Here is a 16410-nt window from a genome sequence, read left to right as displayed (position 1 = left end):
GTCACTCCATGGCCAAGATTCAACTTCCTTCCAAGGGTCCGCTGCTCACCGGCACGGGCTGGACCGCGTTCTTCGTGGCGCTGATCGCGGTGTGCGCAGTGGCACCCGCACTCAACCTCTGGGTGTCGCCGGACAGCGCGCTCTACATGAGCGACTACATGGTGGCGCTCGTCGGCAAGATCATGTGCTACGCCATCTGTGCGCTGGCGATGGACCTGATCTGGGGCTACACCGGCATCCTTTCGCTCGGGCATGGCCTGTTCTTCGCGCTGGGCGGCTACATGATGGGCATGTACCTCATGCGCCAGATCGGCCGCGACGGCAACTACAAGAGCGACCTGCCGGACTTCATGGTGTTCCTCGACTGGAAGGAACTGCCCTGGCACTGGCTGGCCAGCGATTCCTTCGTTCTGCAGATGCTGCTGGTGCTGCTGGTGCCGGGCCTGCTGGCCTTCGTGTTCGGCTTCTTCGCCTTCCGCTCGCGCATCAAGGGCGTGTACTTCTCGATCATCACGCAGGCACTGACCTTCGCGGCGATGCTGCTGTTCTTCCGCAACGAGACGGGCTTCGGCGGCAACAACGGCTTTACCGATTTCAAGCGCATCCTGGGCGTTCCCATCGCCACGCAAGGCATGCGCATGACGCTGTTCGTCATCACCGGTTCGGTGCTGCTGGCCTTTTTCCTCTTCTCGCGCTGGCTGGTGCGCAGCAAGTTCGGGCGCGTGCTGCAGGCCATTCGCGATGCCGAGTCGCGCGTCATGTTCTCCGGCTACAACCCGCTGCCCTACAAGCTCACCATCTGGGTCATCTCGGCCATGATGTGCGGCGTGGCCGGGGCGCTGTACGTGCCGCAGGTGGGCATCATCAACCCGAGCGAGATGAGTGCGGCCGCTTCGATCGAGATCGCCATCTGGACGGCCGTGGGCGGGCGTGCCACGCTGGTCGGGCCGATCGTGGGGGCCTTCATCGTCAATGGCGCCAAGAGCTGGCTCACGGTCGCGTATCCGGAGTTCTGGCTCTACTTCCTGGGCGCGCTCTTCATCGCGGTGACGCTGTTCCTGCCCGATGGCGTGGTGGGCCTGGCCCGCCGCATCTTCAAGCGCGGCGCCAAGGAGGCCCCGGCGCCGGGCACCGACAGTTCGGGCTTCACGCCCGTCGCCGCCGCCGGCGAAGGCGCGGCCGCCTCGGCGCGCCGCTCGACCGCGGCGGAAGAGGGCATGGAGTCCGAGGTGCTGGCGCCGCTGTCCACAGATCCGAAGGGAGCACGGGCATGACCCCCGACCAGATGGAAGCCGGTGCCGAGCGCATCGCCCACTACAAGCACCTGCCGATCGAGCCGCAGACCGAGTCCGGTGGCCGCAAGGCCGGCTTCGCCCGACCGGTCACGGCCGGCGAAGTGGACGTGACGCATGGCCGCATCCTCTACCTCGAAGACGTGAGCGTGAGCTTCGACGGCTTCAAGGCGATCAACAAGCTCAGCCTGGACATTGCGCCGGGCGAGTTGCGCTGCATCATCGGGCCCAACGGCGCGGGCAAGACCACGATGATGGACATCATCACCGGAAAGACGCGGCCCGACGAAGGCACCGTGTACTTCGGCAGCACCATCGACCTGTTGCGCCACAAGGAATCGGAGATCGCCCAGCTGGGCATCGGCCGCAAGTTCCAGAAGCCCACGGTGTTCGAGCAGCTGACCGTGTTCGAGAACCTCGAACTCGCACTCAAGACCGACAAGGGCGTGAAGTCGTCGATGATGTTCAAGCTCGACTCGGCGCAGAGCGACCGCCTGGCCGAGGTGCTGGAAACCATCCACCTGTCGGCCAGCGTGTCGCGCATGTCGGGCAATCTCAGCCATGGACAAAAGCAGTGGCTGGAGATCGGCATGCTGCTCATGCAGGACCCGAAGCTGCTGTTGCTCGACGAGCCCGTGGCCGGCATGACGGACGAAGAGACCGAACGCACGGCCGAACTCTTCCTCAGGCTCAAGGGCCAGCATTCGCTCATGGTGGTGGAGCACGACATGAGCTTCATCAAGACCATATCCGAGATCGTGACGGTGCTGTGCGACGGCTCGGTGCTGGCACAGGGCACGCTGGACGAGGTGCAGGCCGACGAGCGTGTGATCGAGGTTTATCTGGGGCGCTGAAGACCGATGCTTGAAGTCAAGAACATCCACCAGTACTACGGCGGTTCGCACATCCTTCGGGACGTGAGCCTGACGGCGCAGGCGGGCAGGGTGACCGTGCTGCTGGGCCGCAACGGCGTGGGCAAGACCACGCTGCTCAAGTCGATCATGGGCCTGGTGCCCATCAAGAGCGGCAGCATCGAGTTCGACGGCCAGCCGGTGCAGAAGCGAACGCCCTACGAGCGCGCACGCGCCGGCATGGGCTTCGTGCCGCAAGGCCGCGAGATCTTCGCGCGGCTGACGGTCGAGGAGAATCTGCGTATGGGCTTGGCCTACCGCAGTGCCGGCACCCCCATCCCGCCCGAACTGTTCGAGCTGTTCCCGGTGCTCAAGCAGATGCTGCATCGGCGCGGCGGCGATCTGTCGGGCGGCCAGCAGCAGCAACTGGCGATTGCGCGAGCGCTGGCGCCCGGGCCCAAGCTGCTCATCCTCGACGAGCCGACGGAGGGCATCCAGCCGTCGATCATCAAGGACATCGGCCGCGTCATCCAGATGCTGGCGCAGCGAGGCGACATGGCCATTCTTCTGTGCGAGCAGTACTACGACTTCGCGCAGGAGCTGGCCGACGACTACATCGTCATGGAGCGCGGCGAAGTGCTCGCCCGCGGTTTGGGCAAGGACATGGAAGCCCAGGGCGTGCGCCAGCTGGTGGCCATCTGAAACTGCGGGGCAAGGCGCGTCGCGCTTGCAGCGCGCGCCGCATGATGAGAGAGTGGGCGCTTAGTCGGAGAACCCACGCATGACCTGTCTGATCCTGGGCAACATCGAGCCCGGCACTTCCGAGGAAACCCTGGCGCAATTTCTTGCCAAGTACGGCTTTCCGCCATTTGCCAGCTTCGAGGAGATGCCGGGCGACGGCAGCCAGCTTTCGGTGATGCTCCACTACGACGACCTGCCGCCCGAGACGCTGCACCGTCTGCGCGAGCGCATCCACGGCATGTTCTGGAACCACCGAAAACTCACCGCCGACACGGTGATCGAGAAATACGACTGAGCCTTCAGTCCACGTCGCGCTGCAGGATGCGCTGGACCAGGTCGCGCTCCTCCTCGCTGGTGGAGCCGAACAACTGGTCATGGATGCGGCGCAGCCGACGGCTCAGCTCGCGAGCGAGGTTCATCTGGATGATCGCGAACTCGCGGGGTTCGCTTTCGAACAGGCTCAGCAAGCGGTCGGCGCCGATCTCCACAGCGCGACTGGGCTCCAGCGCCTGCACCGAAGCGCTGCGCGGGCGAAGGTCGAGCGGAGCCATCTCGCCGAACACATCGCCGGCGCTCAGCACCCCCAACTGCACTTCGCGGTTGCCCCAGTGCCGGCAGACGGCCGCCCGTCCCTGGAGCAGCACGTAGAAGCTGCCCGACGTATCGCCTTCACGCAGGAAGAAGCCGGTGGGCTGACGCTCGACGACGCGGGCGTTGTCGAGCAGCAGGTGCAACGCGCCCGCGCCGACGCCGCCGAAGAGCGCCATCTGCTGCAGATGTTCGACCGTGGGGAGCTGCATGCGGTTGTCTCTGGTCCGCTTCGATTGGCTTGTGAGGGAACAGTTTAGGCCCGTGGCGGCATCCTGCAAGGTGCCATTTCGGGCGGCAGGGCGATACGTTTTCCGCGTGCCTTCAGCCCGATTGCCCGTACACCGGCCAGCGGTGTTCGATTCTTCCCCTGCGGATGGCGAGAAGGTCGCCGAACTGCAGGAGCACACCCTCGGTGATGGTCGGCCGCAGGAAGACATGGTCGTCCACCATGAGCCCGACAGAGGGCGATGCCATGACGTTCTCCTGGTTGGCGCTGCGGCCAAGGAGTTGGTTGGTCTGCAGGCCCTTGGGCGATTCGTATTCCGCCAGCCAGTAGCCGCCGTAGATGTAGAACGTCTCGCGCTGGTTCACGTCCCACCACGAAAATACCTTCGATCGCTCGTCCAGGGCGGGAAGCCTGACGGGGCCGGTGGCCTTGAGCACCGGCGTGGCGATGAAAGCCGCGGGCACATGGTCGGCGAGCGTGGGGATGTCGTAGTGCGTGGGCTTGAGCAGCGCGGTGCCCACGCTGACCTCGGTGCTCAAGGACTCGGCCTTGTGCAGCTTGTAGCTCGGGCTTCCGCCGGTGTTGAGCGTGAGCCTGTCGTTCCACAGCGCGGGATAGCGGCTTCGGACATGGTCAACGTGGCACTGGTAGATCGCCATCGCGCGCGCCAGCAATTCTTCGGGCGTGCCGAGCACGCTCGGCACGCCAAAGCCCACATGCGCGTCGTAGCCCATGAACCCCGAAAACTCCAGATGGGCCTGGTTGTCCTCGATCAGGTCGAGCATGCATGCCAGGGTGGCGTCTTTGGCGACTCCCCCGCGGTGCAGGCCCACGTCGATCTCGATGTTGATCCGCATCCGCGTGCCGATGCCGCGGGCCAGCTCGAGGTACTGCGATAGGCGCGCAGGCGTGTCGATCAACCATTGCAGCTGCCGCTTCGGATCGAACGGTGGCTTGAGCTGCTCGTAGAACAGCGCCGCCGACGCGGCCGGCAAGGGCTTGCCCAGAAGGATGTCGCTGCCCGGAAATACACGCGCGTCGTTGTTGAGAAAGGGCTGGTGAAACGACATGAGGCGCTGGCTTCCCGAACGCTGCATGACGTAGTTGATCAGGCCCTCGCAGGGCAGGGATTTCTCGACGATGCGGTAGTGCCGGCCGGATTCCTTCAGGCTCTTCAGGACAAGGTCTAGGTTGAAGTCCAGCCGGTCGAGGTCGATCACCATGCATGGTCGCATCGGGCCGCTTTCCTTCAGCTGCAGGTTGAGCGCCCGGAAGTAGTCGTCGTAGGGCGCGCCTCGGTCGGACGGACGGAGCACGAGCGCCGATGCGGTCGCCGTGCCCAGAGCAGCCAAAAGCATGTTCCGGCGCTTCATGTGGCCAGCCCGAACAATCGTCGCGTGTACGGGTTGAGCATGCGACCCTGGGGATCGAGTTGCTCTCGCACCGACAGGAAGTCCTTCCAGCGCGGATAGAGCCCAGCCAGGTCGGAGGCGCTCAGGTCGTGCAGCTTGCCCCAATGAGGACGTCCTTCGTGCTTGCGGAAGATGGGCCCGATCTGCGAGACGAGGTAGTCGTAGGGCTCGCCTTGCGCGGCATGCACGGCGATCGAACAGCTGTCGCGCTGGTAGAAGGGGCTCAGCCATGCGTCGTCGGCCTTGACGAACCGTAATTCCATGGGGAAGTACGTGTCGGCGCGCTGCTCGAGTGCGGCGATCACCTCGCGCACGCAGGCAATGCCGAGGGCTTGGGGCACGTGGAACTCCGACTCGTTGAACTTGGTGGGGCGTTGCGTGGACAAGAGCTTCCAGGATCGGTTGCGTGCTTCCTCGGTCTGGTCGGCATCGATCGCCCACCCGGCGACCATCCTGCGCAAGCTTGGGAACCAGCTGAACCAGTCGCGCAAACGCCGCAGGTCGGTCAGCACGTCTTCAGCGGCCGAAGGCGATTGCGCCACGTCGTCGCCTTCATAGACGTCGTGCACGATGCTCGCCGCGAAGCCGGTGTGGGGCAGGTAATAGAACTCGAAGTTCCGATGCTTGTCAGCCAGGGCAGGCGCCTGGTCGAGCATGTCCTGCACGGGAAGCAGGTAGACGCGCCGGTGCAGGTTGTACGCCGGCACCACACGAACGGTGGCTTGCGTGACCACGCCGAGGCACCCCAGCGAAACGCGGGCGGCTGCGAGCAGATCGGGTTGGTCCGTCTCGCTGCATTCGATGGGTTGCCCCGTGGAAGTCATGATCCGCAGGCCTACCGTATCGGCATGCAACGCCGGCAGTGCCTTGCCGGTGCCATGGGTGCCGGTGGCGATGGCACCTGCATAGGACTGGGTATCGATGTCCGGCAAGTTGCGCAGTGCGCAGCCTTGGATGTCCAACTGGCGGGACAAGGCGGCGAGCCGGATGCCCGCCTGGATCGTCGCGGTTTGCGCTGTTGCGCTGACCGACTGGAGCTTGGACAGGCGGTCGAGCGAGATCAGCGTGGCGTCCGTCGGCACCAGCCCCGTGAACGAGTGCCCGGCGCCGACACAACGTATGCCGCCGCCAGCATCGGCCAGCACGTCGGCCAGTTCGGTCTCGCTGCCTGGCGTGGCCATCACCTGCGGCGAGCAGAACTGGATCCCGGACCAGTTGGACCATGCGTCCCGCGCATCGGCCGCGACGGTGATCGCGCGATCCGCAGAAGCCGATCCGCCTGCGCCTGCGCCTGCGGGCGCATCGGCCGCCGGCGCGGCGGCGGCGTCCAGACCAAGGCCGGTGAGTGCCGCACCGACCGCCATGCCTGTGCCCGCTTTCAGCACCGCACGGCGTTCGTCGCGATGCGCGCTTGTCGATTTCTTCATCTGTTTTTCTCCTTCCCTTGGCTCATGAATTTGATCAATGCCTGCATGTCGGCTTCGGAGCAATCGGCACACAGGCCTTTGGGTGGCATGGCGCGCAAGCCCTGCATTGCATGTTTGACGAGGGTGTCCATCCCCTTGGTGAGGCGAGGCCGCCACTGTTCGATCGAACCCGTCAGCGGCGCGCCGGCCTCCATCGATGTGTGGCAGATGACGCAGGAGCGCAGGTAGCGCTCGCGCAGGGCGGCGTCGTCGGGCAGGAGCGCCTCGGCTTGCCGCACCTCTTCGAGCGTGTTCGCCAAGGCGACCGGGCCGGCCACAACCGCTGCGGCAAACATGCCTACGCAAGCCACCCAACGGGCTGCCTTGCGCAGGCAGCGAGGCATGACGTCGGCCTTCATCAGAAGATGTGCCGGATGCCGACCGTCGTACCGGTCTGAGAACGTTCGAGGGTGGGACTTTGTTCGCTCAGGCCGGTGAGCTGGGTGCCGACCATGCCATCGCGATAGATCGAGCGGTCAAGCTCCAGGTAGAGCAGCGTCCGCTTGGACAGCGCGTAACCCGCCACCAGCTGGAACTGGCTGGCCGAGCCGTCGAAGTCCTGCGTGTAGCCGCTCTGGCGCGTCAGCCAGAAGTTGGCCGCGAAGGTCAGGAGCGGGGTGGCTTTGTAGGTCACCCCGCCCATCACCATCTGGCGCCGCTTGATGCCGCCTGGCATGTCCGGATAAAGCACCTGGGCGGGCGAGATGATGGCCAGTGCGGCCAGTTCGATCGGCCCGACGCCCGCGTTCCTGAACGACTGGAAGTTGTTGTCGCGCTTGTTGACGAGGTAGCCGGCCTGCAGCGAGGTCTTCTCGCCCAGACTGACTTGCGCACCGGCGTTGTAAGCGTCGAACTTGCCACCGGTGGAGTCGTCGGTGCTGCGAAGCCACGAGCCGCTGAGCTTGAGCGGCCCTTTCTCGGGCACGTAGGCGATGGCTCCGCCGTACTGCGCGCCGCGGCGCATGCTGCCCTCGGCCTCACCGAAGGTGTATTGGGCCAAGGCCACAACGTCGCCAAGCTGCGCGCCGTAGTGGAGCATGTTGTTGGCCCGGCCGACGGCGAGCATCGTGTGCTCGGGCTTGAAGGCGTTGAAGTAGTCGACCCACAGGTTGGAGCCCCAAACCATCGAGGCAGCCTCGAGCGCCACGTTGTATTGGCGACCGAGCGTGAACTGGCCGAGATTGGGCAGCTGCAGGCCCACATAGGACAGTTCGAAGAAGGGCGAGTTGCGCTCGATCTGGCCTTTGGCAAGGTCGAAGCGGCTCTCGAGCGCCATGAGCGCCTGACTCCCGCCGCCAAGATCCTCGGTGCCCTTGATGCCCCAGTAGCTCTGGGTCAGCCCGCCGCCGCCCCGGGCAAAGCCGGTGCGAACGCCGGTGCCTTGTGGTGTGCCATCGGGTCCGTAGTCGGCGGCATTGGTCTCGTGCCGCAGGCCGGCGTCGACGGCGCCGTAGATCTGCAATGTGCTCTGGGCGCTCGCTGTCGCGCACAGAAATGGCCAGGCGAGCGCTGCCGCCAGCCGGGTGCTGTTTCTTCTCATCGTTTTGTCTCCCTGTTTTGCTTTGCCGTTCGAGCCTCGACCTGTCCGATGGTGATCGGCCAACCGGGGCAGTGACAGCGAGCGAGATTCTAGAACGTTGTTCTGAAAAGAAACGATGTATCTTTTGAAACGCGTGTCGTCAAAGCGACGACGCCCCGCCTCCGGATGGTGGATGGGCGAATAAGATCAAGCGGTTTGCAATTCAGAGGATTGAATGCCCAGCAGCAAGCTCGAGGAACGCAAGCAGCGAGAGCTGGCCAAGCGGCGCAAGGACATCCTGAAGGTCGTGCGCAAGATGATCGCCAGGAGCGGTGCGCGCGACATCACCATGCGCAAGGTCGCAGAGGAGTCCGGCTTTTCCAATACGGTGGTCTACGCATTGTTCGGCGACAAGGCCACCATGATCACGACCGCGCTCGACGACGACCTGATCCGCCTGCACAAGCTGATGATGGATGCGGCTTCTGGCGGCAAGACAGCGCTGGAGCGCATCCGCCTCGTGTGCCGCGCGCACGTGCGCAACGGGTTGCAGCATCCTGACGTGTACTTCCTGCTCTTCATGGAGCCGCGCCCCGCGCCGCCCATCGAGACATCGACGCTGACGTTCGGTGACCCGCAGCACGACCCGTATGCCTTCGTCTGCGACCTGATCGCACAGCTCGCAAAGGAAGGCCACGTGGCCGGCGATCAGATGCAACAGGCCCTGATGACCCAGATGATCTGGGAAGGCGTGCATGGCATGACCTCGCTGCGCATCGCATCGGGCGACGACCCCTGGATCGAGCGCCTGGACGCCGAGGCCCACCTCGAGCTCCTGCTCGACGTGCTCTTGCTCGGTGTGGTGCAGCGCTTTCCCGGTCCGCGCTCGGCCGATGCGATCAAGCTGCTGTCCAAGAGCGCCCGGGCCGCCGGCGTCGGGTCGCGCAACTAGCGCCGCGCGCGCAGATCAGGATCAGTGCGGTGGCAGCGCGAGCAGGATGACGCCCACCAGTGCCAGCACCAGCGCAATGACGATCCACAACTTGGACGAAGAGCCAGACTTGTGGCGTTCACGGAACTCTTCTTCCAGCCGGCCCGGTAGCGTACGCACCTCGTCGGGCGACTGGTCCGAATCGAGCCGGGCGTCGTCCTCGATGGACGTGACGATGCGATGCACGACGTTGAGGTCGCGCAATTCGTTGGGTCCGGTGGGTTCGCCGCGCAGGCGACGGCAATAAGCCAGGAAGGTTCGGCCCTGCATCGTCAGGCCGATGTCCTCGCCGTTAGTGCCCAGCACGCCCAGGTCGATCAGCGCATCCAGGCCCCGCCGTACCGACGGGCGCTCATCCACCGGCACGCGCAGTTGCAGGCCGGTGCGCGAGGTGCGCGTGGCGCCCGTTTCAGCGCAACGTTGTCGAACGAGGGTCACCAGCATCTCGGCGAAACTCAATCGTTCGTTCAAGGCATCGAGGGCGGGGTTGAGCACCATGGGTCCAATCGGCCAGAAACGCAAATGGAAGTTCACATTTTTGGCCTGATTTTCTCAGTGGCCGGGCCGCTTGGTGCATTGAAGATGTGACGGATTGCGACCTCCCTGCCGCCGTCGGCGAGTCGCTAGGTTGCCCAGATTCGGGGCATGCCGCGAGGCATTTGCCAAAGTTGTGCGCGCCAGGCCTGCCAGACTTCGCGCAGCAGATTCATCGCCGGCTCCACCACCGGCGCCAGCGCCCGCAGCACCACCACCTGCGCGTGAGGGCTGGTGGCTCCGCTGCTGCCCTGCAGCGGGCTGGCGTCGCAAAGCGCGCGGGCGGAGTCGAGCAGGGCATCGCGCTGCGTGGGGGGCAGGGGCTCGCCGCTGAGCAGGAACAGCGTCGCCAGGCTGCGCTGGCCGGCCAGCCCCAGCGGGCTTTCGAGCAGTCGCGTGTCGGTGGCGTCGATGCGGCCGCGTTCCAGCCAGATACCCGGCATCTCGATGTGCTGCAGCAGACTGCCTGCTTCGAAGGCTTGGCCTGCTCCGGGCAGGCCCAGTGCGATCACGTCCCAGCCCAGCATCTGCGCGCCAGGGGCGAGGTCGATGCGCAGGTGGTTCTCGGCGCGGCAGGCGTTGAAGCAGATGGCTTCGAGCGGCAGCCAGTCGAGTCGCGCGCCAGGTTCGAGCACCAGGTGCGTGCGCTGCACGGCGACCTGGCCTTCGGTGCGATAGAAGCGCGTAGCCCCCGGCGTGGTGACGAGGGCGTGGCTACTTGCGCCGGCGTGCAGTTCGATGTCCAGCACGTCGCCGCCCACCAAGCCACCGGGCGGGTGGATCAGCACGTTGTGGCAGACCGCGTCGCCTTCGGGATACAGGCTTTGCAAGACGCGCAGCGGCCCGCTGTGGCTCGAGCGGGCCACCGTGCGCTGGCGTTGCGGATCGAAGCGGTAGTCGAGTGCGAGCTTCGCGTGCCAGCCCATCAATCCGTCTTCCAGGCGCCCATGTGTGCGGCAGCGGCCTCGTCGATCAAGGCCGGGCCGATGCACTCGATGGGGTTGGGGGATGCGCGGAACACGTCGCGGCAGGACAACTCGGCATCCACCTGGTCTGCCCGCTCGCCGCGGAAGGCCCTCAGCCGCTCGGCATCGATGCCGTACACCACCCGCCCGATGGCCGACCAGAAGATGGCGCCGGCGCACATCACGCATGGCTCGGCCGACGAATAGATCGTGGCGCCGGCCAGTTGCTCGCGCGACAGGCCGCGGCCCGCCAGGCGGCGGATGGCGTTGACTTCGGCATGGCCGGTGCAGTCGCCGGTTTCGGCGGTATCGCAATAGGCTTCGGAGAGCACTTCGCCGGTGCTCGAGACGATCACCGCGCCGAAGGGGCGATTGCCGCGGCGGCGCCCCGCGTGCGACCAGACGATGGCCTTGCGCAAGTAGCGGCCATCGCGTTCATCCAATGTATTTTCTGTGGGAGGACTCATGCACCCCGATCATGCACGAGGCGTGCCATGCACCAGCGCCGTGCGCGGTCCGAAAAGTAAGATGCGGGCCAAGCGGGCAAGGTGTGCCTGTGATCGAGATGCTCATCGGGACAGGGAAGGAACAAGGCGGCGATGCAACATGAAGAGCAGGTGGCGTTGATTCGCCGTGCGCTGGCCACGAAGCGGGTGCCTTCGTGAAGCGCTCGCCGAACGGCATCGACTTCGTCTGGCTGTTGCCGTTGCTGCTGGCGGCGCAGCCGGTGGCCACCGACAGCTATCTGCCGGCATTGCCCGAGATCGCTCGCGACCTCGGGTCGGCCAGCAGCAGCCTGACGGTGTTCGTGCTCGCCTTCGGCATCGCGCAGATTCCGGTGGGCCTGCTGGCGGACCGCGCCGGGCGGCGGCCGGTCTTGATCGGCGGACTGATCCTGTATGTGATCGCGGCGCTCGCGGGTGCTCTCGCACCCAACGTCGAAGTGCTGGCCGCATTGCGTGCGCTGCAGGGCGTGGCGATGGCGAGCATCCTCGTGTGTGCCCGCGCGGCGGTGCGCGACCTTTATCCGGCCCACGAAGGGCCGCACGTCATGGCGCGCGGCCTGACGGGGCTCGGCGTGGTCGCGCTGATGGCGCCGATTCTCGGTGCCGCCATCGTGCAATGGGCAGGCTGGCGCTGGGTTCTGGCGACCATGGCGCTGTATGCGGTCGTGTTGCTCGCCATGTGTTGGCATTCCTTCGGCGAGACGCTGCCCGTCCGGGACGATCGGCAGCCGATGCCCAAGGGCGGCCTGCGCGAGGTGTTCGCAAGCCGCAGCTTTCGCGTGTGGAGCAGTCTGGCCGCGGCCACGTATGGCGGACTGTTCTGCTTTCTGTTGCTCTCGCCGATGGTCTACATCGGCTACCTGGGCTTCTCGCCGGCGCTGTATGGATGGATCCCGGCCGGTGGCTCGGCCATCTACATCTGCAGCACCACGCTGTGTCGTCGACTGCTGAGAGCGAAGGGGCCCTACGTCACGGTGCGCATCGGCGCGACGCTGAGTCTTTGCGGCGCCGTCATCCAGGCGCTGGGCTGCCTGCTTCTGCCGCACAGCGCGTGGCCGCTGCTGCTGGGCCACGCCGTGTTCTGCATGGGCCACGGCATTCATCAGCCATGCGGGCAGGCCGGAGCAGTGGGCGATCTGCCGCACCTGGCGGGCCGGGCCGTTTCGTGGTCGGGGTTCGTCATGATGCTGGTGGCTTTCTGCACCGGGCAGATCGCAGCCAGCTTCGTCGATGCCGCCTACACCCACGGCGCCTGGCCGATGGTCGCTCCGATGGTGGTCGCAGGGGTGATCCTGATGCTGATCGCGTTTGCATGGCTGCCTGCGCTTCAGCGCGAAACCGAGCGCGTCGTGCCCAGGTCGCAGTAACCCCGCTCGCCCTAAGCCATGGCCCGGCGGGTGGAGAATGGACGCATGAGCACACCGACCACCCTTCGCATCGATTTCGTGTCCGACGTTTCCTGCCCATGGTGCGCCGTCGGCCTGGGCGCGCTGGAGCAGGCGCTGGGCCGCGTAGCGCCGGACATTCGCGCCGAGCTGCACTTCCAGCCCTTCGAACTCAATCCGCACATGGCGCCCGAGGGGCAGGACTCCATCGAGCACCTGACCGAGAAATACGGCATCAGCGAAGAGCAGGTGCGTGCCAATGGCGAGCACCTTCGCCGGCGCGGCGCGACCGTCGGCTTCGATTTCGACCTGGGGCGGCGCAAGCGCGTGTGGAACACCTTCGACGCGCATCGCCTGTTGCATTGGGCCGAAGAGGTCGATCTGGCCAAGCAGCACGCGTTGAAGAAGGCGCTGTTCAAGGCTTACTTCAGCGATGGCCTGAGCCCCTCCGACCACGACCTGCTGGTCCGCCTGGCCGGTGAGGCCGGGCTCGACACGCAGCGCGCCGCCGAGATTCTGGCGAGCGACGAGTTCGCGGCCGAGACGCGCGAACGCGAGCACATGTACACCGGCGCCGGCATTCATTCGGTGCCCGCGATCATCTTCAACAACCAGCATCTGATCTCGGGCGGCCAACCGGCCGAACTCTTCGAGCGCGCACTCCGGCAGATCGCCGGTGCGGCTCCTCGCGACACGCAGGAGGCCTGAGACGATGGCGGCGACCGATCGTCTGTGCGAACTGTTGGGCATCGAGCTGCCCCTCATCCAGGCGCCGATGGCCGGTGCGCAGGGCAGTGCGATGGCCATTGCCGTCAGCAGCGCGGGCGCGCTGGGTTCTCTGCCGTGCGCGATGCTCGGGCCCGATGCTCTGCGCAGCGAACTGCAGGCCATCCGCGATGCCTCGTCCAGGCCGTTCAACGTCAATTTCTTCTGCCACGTGCCGCCTGAGCCGGATGCTTCACGCGAAGCCCGCTGGCGCGAGACGCTCGGCCCGTATTACGCGGAGTTGGGCATCGACCCCGCCGGCATCGGCGCGGGTGCGGGGCGCCTGCCGTTCAGCGAGCAGGCGGCCGATCTTCTTGCACAGTACCGTCCGCCGGTCGTGAGCTTCCATTTCGGGCTGCCGGTGCCGGCGCTGCTGCAACGCGTGCGCGCCTGGGGCGCCAAGGTGATCGCGTCGGCGACGACTGTCGAAGAGGCCTGCTGGCTGGCCGAGCAGGGCGCCGATGTGATCATCGCGCAGGGGTTGGAGGCCGGCGGCCACAGGGGGCATTTCATGTCCGACGACTTGACGCGGCAGATGGGCACGCTGGCGCTGGTGCCGCAGATCGTGCGCGCCATCGACAAGCCCGTCATTGCAGCTGGCGGCATCGCTGACTCGCAGGGGATTGCCGCCGCGCTCGACGTGGGCGCAGCCGGCGCGCAGGTGGGCACGGCCTACCTGCTGTGCCCGGAATCGACGATCAGCGCCGCACACCGGGCGGCACTGGCCGGCGAAGGGGCGCGCCACACGGCCCTGACGCGGCTGTTCACCGGCCGGCCTGCGCGCGGCATCGTCAACCGCATCATTCGCGAAGTCGGCGCGATGAGCGATGCGCCGCCCGAGTTTCCGTTGGCCACGGCCGCCATCGCGCCACTGCGCGCCGCGGCCGAGGCGCAGGGAAGCGGCGATTTCTCGCCGCTCTGGTCTGGCCAGAACGCCAGCGGATGCAAGCCGATCCCGGCCGCGCAACTCACGCGCGAACTGGCCGCGGCGCTCCGCGCGCACCGTCCGGCTTGACGCACGCGATTGTCACCGGACGTTACGCCACAGCAACGGCCCTGATGCCGCCGATGGCTGGCACACGATAGGATCGACCACATGGCAGAACGCGACCCCCGCCAGGCCCGTCGACACCGGCAGGAGCCTTCGATCTGGATCTACGTGGTCCTCATTCTTCTGTTGCTCATCGGCGCCTTCATCTGGTGGCGTTGGCCGGATCTGAACATTCCGGGAATCACATCGCCTTCCCAGCGCGAGCAGCAGTCATCCACGCTACCGGCCGCGCCGCCGGACATGCCGCCGCAGGCACCTGCCGCGCCGCCGTCGGACATGCCGCTGCCTGGGCAGCAGCAGGCCGGGACGCCGCCGCTGCACCCGATCCAGACGCCGCCCGATGCCAACCTGCCGCGCGTGGGCGAGTCCGATCCGCGCGTCACGTCTGCGCTCAACGAGCTGATCGGCAAGAAGAGCGTGGGCGGCATGTTGCAGGTGGATGGCTTCATCCGCCGCTTCGTGGCCACGGTGGACAACCTGCCGCGCGAATATGCGCCTTCTCGCATGTGGCCGGTGCAGACCACCGCGCCGCAGTTCATGGTGAGCGGCGAGGGTGATTCGCAGGTCATCGCGGCCGACAACGCCGGGCGCTACACCCCCATGGTGCTGCTGGCCGAGTCGGTCGATGCCGCGAGTGCCGCGCGCCTGTATTTCCGGCTGTACCCGCTGTTCCAGGAGGCGTACGAAGAACTGGGCTATGGCAGCCGCTACTTCAACGATCGGCTTGTGGCCGTCATCGACCACCTGCTGTCGGCCCCCGAGCCGACCGAGCCCGTTCGCGTGACCCGCGTCGAGGTCAAGAGCGACGTCCCGATGTCCCGCCCGTGGGCGCACTACGAGTTTGCCGACCCGCGCCTGGAGTCGATGTCCGCCGGACAGAAGATCATGGTGCGCATGGGCCTCGTGAACGAACGCCGCATGAAGGCGCGGCTCAGGGCCTTCCGCGCGCAGATCCTGGCTGGCGGCGCCCCGGCGGCGGCACCGGCCTCTTCGCCAGCCACTGCGCCGACGACCGCCAAGCAGTAGGGCGCAGTAGGCCGCTCAGTCCCGCACGAAGCGCAGGCGCGGCGTGTCTGCGCTTTCTTCCATGCGCCCGATGATCGAAGCCTGCTCGAAGCCGGCGTCGACGAACGCCGCTCGCACCGCATCGGCCGATTCGGCGGCGCAGCTCACCAGCAGGCCGCCGCTGGTCTGCGGATCGGAGACGATCGCGCGCTGCCATTCAGGCGCGTCCAGGGGCCAGTCGACTTCGGCGCCATAGCCCGTCCAGTTCCGGGCCGATGCGCCGGTGGCCATGCCCTGCTCGGCAAAGCGTGCGGCGATGTCGATCAGCGGCAGATCGGGCAGCCGCACCTGGGCCGACAACTTTGCGCCCCGGCACATCTCCAGCAGATGGCCGGCGAGGCCGAAGCCCGTCACGTCGGTCATGGCGTGAACGCCTTCGAGCTGGGCCAGTTGGCTGCCGACCCGATTGAGTTGGGTGGTATGGCGCAGCATCTGCGCATAGCCGTCGTCTCCCAGCACGCCTTTCTTCAGCGCGGCCGAAAGAATGCCGACGCCCAATGGCTTGCCCAGCACCAGGGCGTCGCCGGCGCGGGCATCGCTGTTGCGGCGCACACGGTCCGGATGCACGAGCCCCAGTCCCACCAAACCATAGATGGGTTCGAGCACGTCGATGCTGTGCCCGCCCGCGATCGGAATGCCGGCATCGCGGCAAACGGCGGCGCCGCCTTCGAGCACGCGGCCGATGACTTCCGGCGGCAGCTGGGCAATGGGCATGCCCACCAGCGCGAGGGCCAGGATGGGCGTGCCGCCCATGGCGTAAATGTCGGACAGGGCGTTGGTCGCGGCGATGCGTCCGAAGTCGAACGGATCGTCCACGATCGGCGTGAAGAAGTCGGTGGTGGCCACCAGCGCCTGCGTATCGTTGAACTGGTAGACGGCGGCATCGTCGGCCGTCTCGGTGCCGACCAGCAACTGCGGCGGCACCAGGCCCTGCGGTGCGCGTGCCAGAATCTGCGCGAGCAGGCCCGGCGCGATCTTGCAGCCGCAGCCGCCACCGTGAGAGAAGGAAGTGAGCGCAATTCGGTCCGTCATCGTCATCTGGCGTCAAGA

At 66.4% G+C, this 16410-nt stretch carries 18 protein-coding genes; 9 read left to right on the top strand and 9 right to left on the bottom strand.

Annotated elements, in window-relative coordinates; genetic code table 11:
* Positions 1-8: 8 nt before the first annotated feature.
* The 4 genes from urtC (at position 9) to QTH91_RS16455 (ending at position 3179) form a co-directional block, all read left to right on the top strand.
* Positions 9-1274, top strand: coding sequence for an urea ABC transporter permease subunit UrtC (urtC, locus tag QTH91_RS16470; protein WP_286661178.1), 1266 nt, complete (start codon positions 9-11; stop codon positions 1272-1274).
* Complete coding sequence (gene urtD, locus QTH91_RS16465; RefSeq protein WP_286661177.1) at positions 1271-2146, top strand: urea ABC transporter ATP-binding protein UrtD; 876 nt, start codon at positions 1271-1273, stop codon at positions 2144-2146. The genes urtC and urtD overlap by 4 nt, the downstream gene beginning before the upstream one ends.
* A gap of 6 nt (positions 2147-2152) precedes the next feature.
* Entirely contained in the window at positions 2153-2845 is a 693-nt protein-coding gene (gene urtE / locus QTH91_RS16460; protein ID WP_286661176.1) for an urea ABC transporter ATP-binding subunit UrtE, read from the top strand.
* Between the two features lie 79 nt (positions 2846-2924).
* Positions 2925-3179, top strand: a complete 255-nt coding sequence (locus tag QTH91_RS16455; RefSeq protein ID WP_286661175.1) for an RNA-binding protein — start codon at positions 2925-2927, stop codon at positions 3177-3179.
* 4 nt (positions 3180-3183) lie between these two features.
* On the opposite strand, the gene QTH91_RS16450 is transcribed toward QTH91_RS16455, so the two are convergent.
* From QTH91_RS16450 to QTH91_RS16430, 5 genes are all read right to left on the bottom strand, one after another.
* Positions 3184-3684 (bottom strand): Crp/Fnr family transcriptional regulator, encoded by a 501-nt coding sequence (locus QTH91_RS16450; RefSeq protein WP_286661174.1) that lies wholly within the window; start codon positions 3682-3684, stop codon positions 3184-3186.
* A gap of 112 nt (positions 3685-3796) precedes the next feature.
* Positions 3797-5059, bottom strand: a complete 1263-nt coding sequence (locus QTH91_RS16445) for a DSD1 family PLP-dependent enzyme (RefSeq protein ID WP_286661173.1) — start codon at positions 5057-5059, stop codon at positions 3797-3799.
* Between the two features lie 11 nt (positions 5060-5070).
* Positions 5071-6540: a D-arabinono-1,4-lactone oxidase gene (locus QTH91_RS16440; protein WP_286661172.1), complete on the bottom strand. Its 1470-nt coding sequence runs from the start codon at positions 6538-6540 to the stop codon at positions 5071-5073.
* A complete protein-coding gene (locus QTH91_RS16435) occupies positions 6537-6938 on the bottom strand; it encodes a c-type cytochrome (RefSeq protein ID WP_286661171.1) in 402 nt (133 codons plus the stop codon). Before QTH91_RS16435 ends, QTH91_RS16440 begins: the two co-directional genes overlap by 4 nt.
* Positions 6938-8119: a porin gene (locus QTH91_RS16430; protein WP_286661170.1), complete on the bottom strand. Its 1182-nt coding sequence runs from the start codon at positions 8117-8119 to the stop codon at positions 6938-6940. Before QTH91_RS16430 ends, QTH91_RS16435 begins: the two co-directional genes overlap by 1 nt.
* A gap of 214 nt (positions 8120-8333) precedes the next feature.
* On the opposite strand from QTH91_RS16430, the gene QTH91_RS16425 reads away from it, so the two are divergent.
* Positions 8334-9050 carry a TetR/AcrR family transcriptional regulator gene (locus tag QTH91_RS16425; RefSeq protein WP_286661169.1) on the top strand — a complete coding sequence of 239 codons (717 nt, stop codon included), beginning with the start codon at positions 8334-8336 and terminating at the stop codon, positions 9048-9050.
* A 21-nt stretch (positions 9051-9071) separates the two neighbouring features.
* Here the strand turns inward: QTH91_RS16425 and QTH91_RS16420 are convergent, their stop codons facing one another.
* The 3 genes from QTH91_RS16420 to QTH91_RS16410 form a co-directional block, all read right to left on the bottom strand.
* The gene (locus QTH91_RS16420; protein ID WP_286661168.1) at positions 9072-9587 is read right to left on the bottom strand and encodes a hypothetical protein; all 516 of its coding nucleotides are present in this window, start codon (positions 9585-9587) and stop codon (positions 9072-9074) included.
* A 125-nt stretch (positions 9588-9712) separates the two neighbouring features.
* Entirely contained in the window at positions 9713-10549 is an 837-nt protein-coding gene (locus QTH91_RS16415) for an urease accessory protein UreD (protein WP_286661167.1), read from the bottom strand.
* Positions 10549-11055, bottom strand: coding sequence for a nucleoside deaminase (locus QTH91_RS16410; RefSeq protein WP_286661166.1), 507 nt, complete (start codon positions 11053-11055; stop codon positions 10549-10551). The genes QTH91_RS16415 and QTH91_RS16410 overlap by 1 nt, the downstream gene beginning before the upstream one ends.
* 194 nt (positions 11056-11249) lie before the next feature.
* Here QTH91_RS16410 and QTH91_RS16405 point away from each other — a divergent pair, with 194 nt between their 5' ends.
* The 4 genes from QTH91_RS16405 to QTH91_RS16390 all read left to right on the top strand — a co-directional run bounded on the left by QTH91_RS16405 (position 11250) and on the right by QTH91_RS16390 (position 15321).
* Positions 11250-12461, top strand: coding sequence for a multidrug effflux MFS transporter (locus tag QTH91_RS16405; protein WP_286661165.1), 1212 nt, complete (start codon positions 11250-11252; stop codon positions 12459-12461).
* 45 nt (positions 12462-12506) lie between these two features.
* The gene (locus QTH91_RS16400) at positions 12507-13187 is read left to right on the top strand and encodes a DsbA family oxidoreductase (RefSeq protein ID WP_286661164.1); all 681 of its coding nucleotides are present in this window, start codon (positions 12507-12509) and stop codon (positions 13185-13187) included.
* A 4-nt stretch (positions 13188-13191) separates the two neighbouring features.
* Entirely contained in the window at positions 13192-14259 is a 1068-nt protein-coding gene (locus QTH91_RS16395) for an NAD(P)H-dependent flavin oxidoreductase (protein ID WP_286661163.1), read from the top strand.
* A gap of 81 nt (positions 14260-14340) precedes the next feature.
* A complete protein-coding gene (locus QTH91_RS16390; protein ID WP_286661162.1) occupies positions 14341-15321 on the top strand; it encodes a DUF3014 domain-containing protein in 981 nt (326 codons plus the stop codon).
* 15 nt (positions 15322-15336) lie between these two features.
* Here the strand turns inward: QTH91_RS16390 and selD are convergent, their stop codons facing one another.
* The gene (selD, locus tag QTH91_RS16385) at positions 15337-16392 is read right to left on the bottom strand and encodes a selenide, water dikinase SelD (RefSeq protein WP_286661161.1); all 1056 of its coding nucleotides are present in this window, start codon (positions 16390-16392) and stop codon (positions 15337-15339) included.
* Positions 16393-16410 lie beyond the last annotated feature (18 nt).

The sequence above is a fragment of the Variovorax dokdonensis genome (assembly GCF_030316895.1).
In the GTDB taxonomy this organism is placed as follows: Bacteria; Pseudomonadota; Gammaproteobacteria; order Burkholderiales; family Burkholderiaceae_C; genus Variovorax; species Variovorax dokdonensis.
The sequence above is the reverse complement of the archived record's forward strand: the minus strand, read 5'-3'. Positions and strand labels throughout refer to the sequence as shown.

Coding starts and splice junctions, on each gene's coding strand:
- urtE (WP_286661176.1), top strand. CDS start 2,153: ATGCTTGAAGTCAAGAACATCCACCAGTACTACGGCGGTTCGCACATC.
- urtD (WP_286661177.1), top strand. CDS start 1,271: ATGACCCCCGACCAGATGGAAGCCGGTGCCGAGCGCATCGCCCACTAC.
- selD (WP_286661161.1), bottom strand. CDS start 16,392: ATGACGGACCGAATTGCGCTCACTTCCTTCTCTCACGGTGGCGGCTGC.
- QTH91_RS16450 (WP_286661174.1), bottom strand. CDS start 3,684: ATGCAGCTCCCCACGGTCGAACATCTGCAGCAGATGGCGCTCTTCGGC.
- QTH91_RS16400 (WP_286661164.1), top strand. CDS start 12,507: ATGAGCACACCGACCACCCTTCGCATCGATTTCGTGTCCGACGTTTCC.
- QTH91_RS16445 (WP_286661173.1), bottom strand. CDS start 5,059: ATGCTTTTGGCTGCTCTGGGCACGGCGACCGCATCGGCGCTCGTGCTC.
- QTH91_RS16440 (WP_286661172.1), bottom strand. CDS start 6,540: ATGAAGAAATCGACAAGCGCGCATCGCGACGAACGCCGTGCGGTGCTG.
- QTH91_RS16435 (WP_286661171.1), bottom strand. CDS start 6,938: ATGAAGGCCGACGTCATGCCTCGCTGCCTGCGCAAGGCAGCCCGTTGG.
- QTH91_RS16420 (WP_286661168.1), bottom strand. CDS start 9,587: ATGGTGCTCAACCCCGCCCTCGATGCCTTGAACGAACGATTGAGTTTC.
- QTH91_RS16430 (WP_286661170.1), bottom strand. CDS start 8,119: ATGAGAAGAAACAGCACCCGGCTGGCGGCAGCGCTCGCCTGGCCATTT.
- QTH91_RS16455 (WP_286661175.1), top strand. CDS start 2,925: ATGACCTGTCTGATCCTGGGCAACATCGAGCCCGGCACTTCCGAGGAA.
- QTH91_RS16395 (WP_286661163.1), top strand. CDS start 13,192: ATGGCGGCGACCGATCGTCTGTGCGAACTGTTGGGCATCGAGCTGCCC.
- QTH91_RS16390 (WP_286661162.1), top strand. CDS start 14,341: ATGGCAGAACGCGACCCCCGCCAGGCCCGTCGACACCGGCAGGAGCCT.
- urtC (WP_286661178.1), top strand. CDS start 9: ATGGCCAAGATTCAACTTCCTTCCAAGGGTCCGCTGCTCACCGGCACG.
- QTH91_RS16415 (WP_286661167.1), bottom strand. CDS start 10,549: ATGGGCTGGCACGCGAAGCTCGCACTCGACTACCGCTTCGATCCGCAA.
- QTH91_RS16410 (WP_286661166.1), bottom strand. CDS start 11,055: ATGAGTCCTCCCACAGAAAATACATTGGATGAACGCGATGGCCGCTAC.
- QTH91_RS16425 (WP_286661169.1), top strand. CDS start 8,334: ATGCCCAGCAGCAAGCTCGAGGAACGCAAGCAGCGAGAGCTGGCCAAG.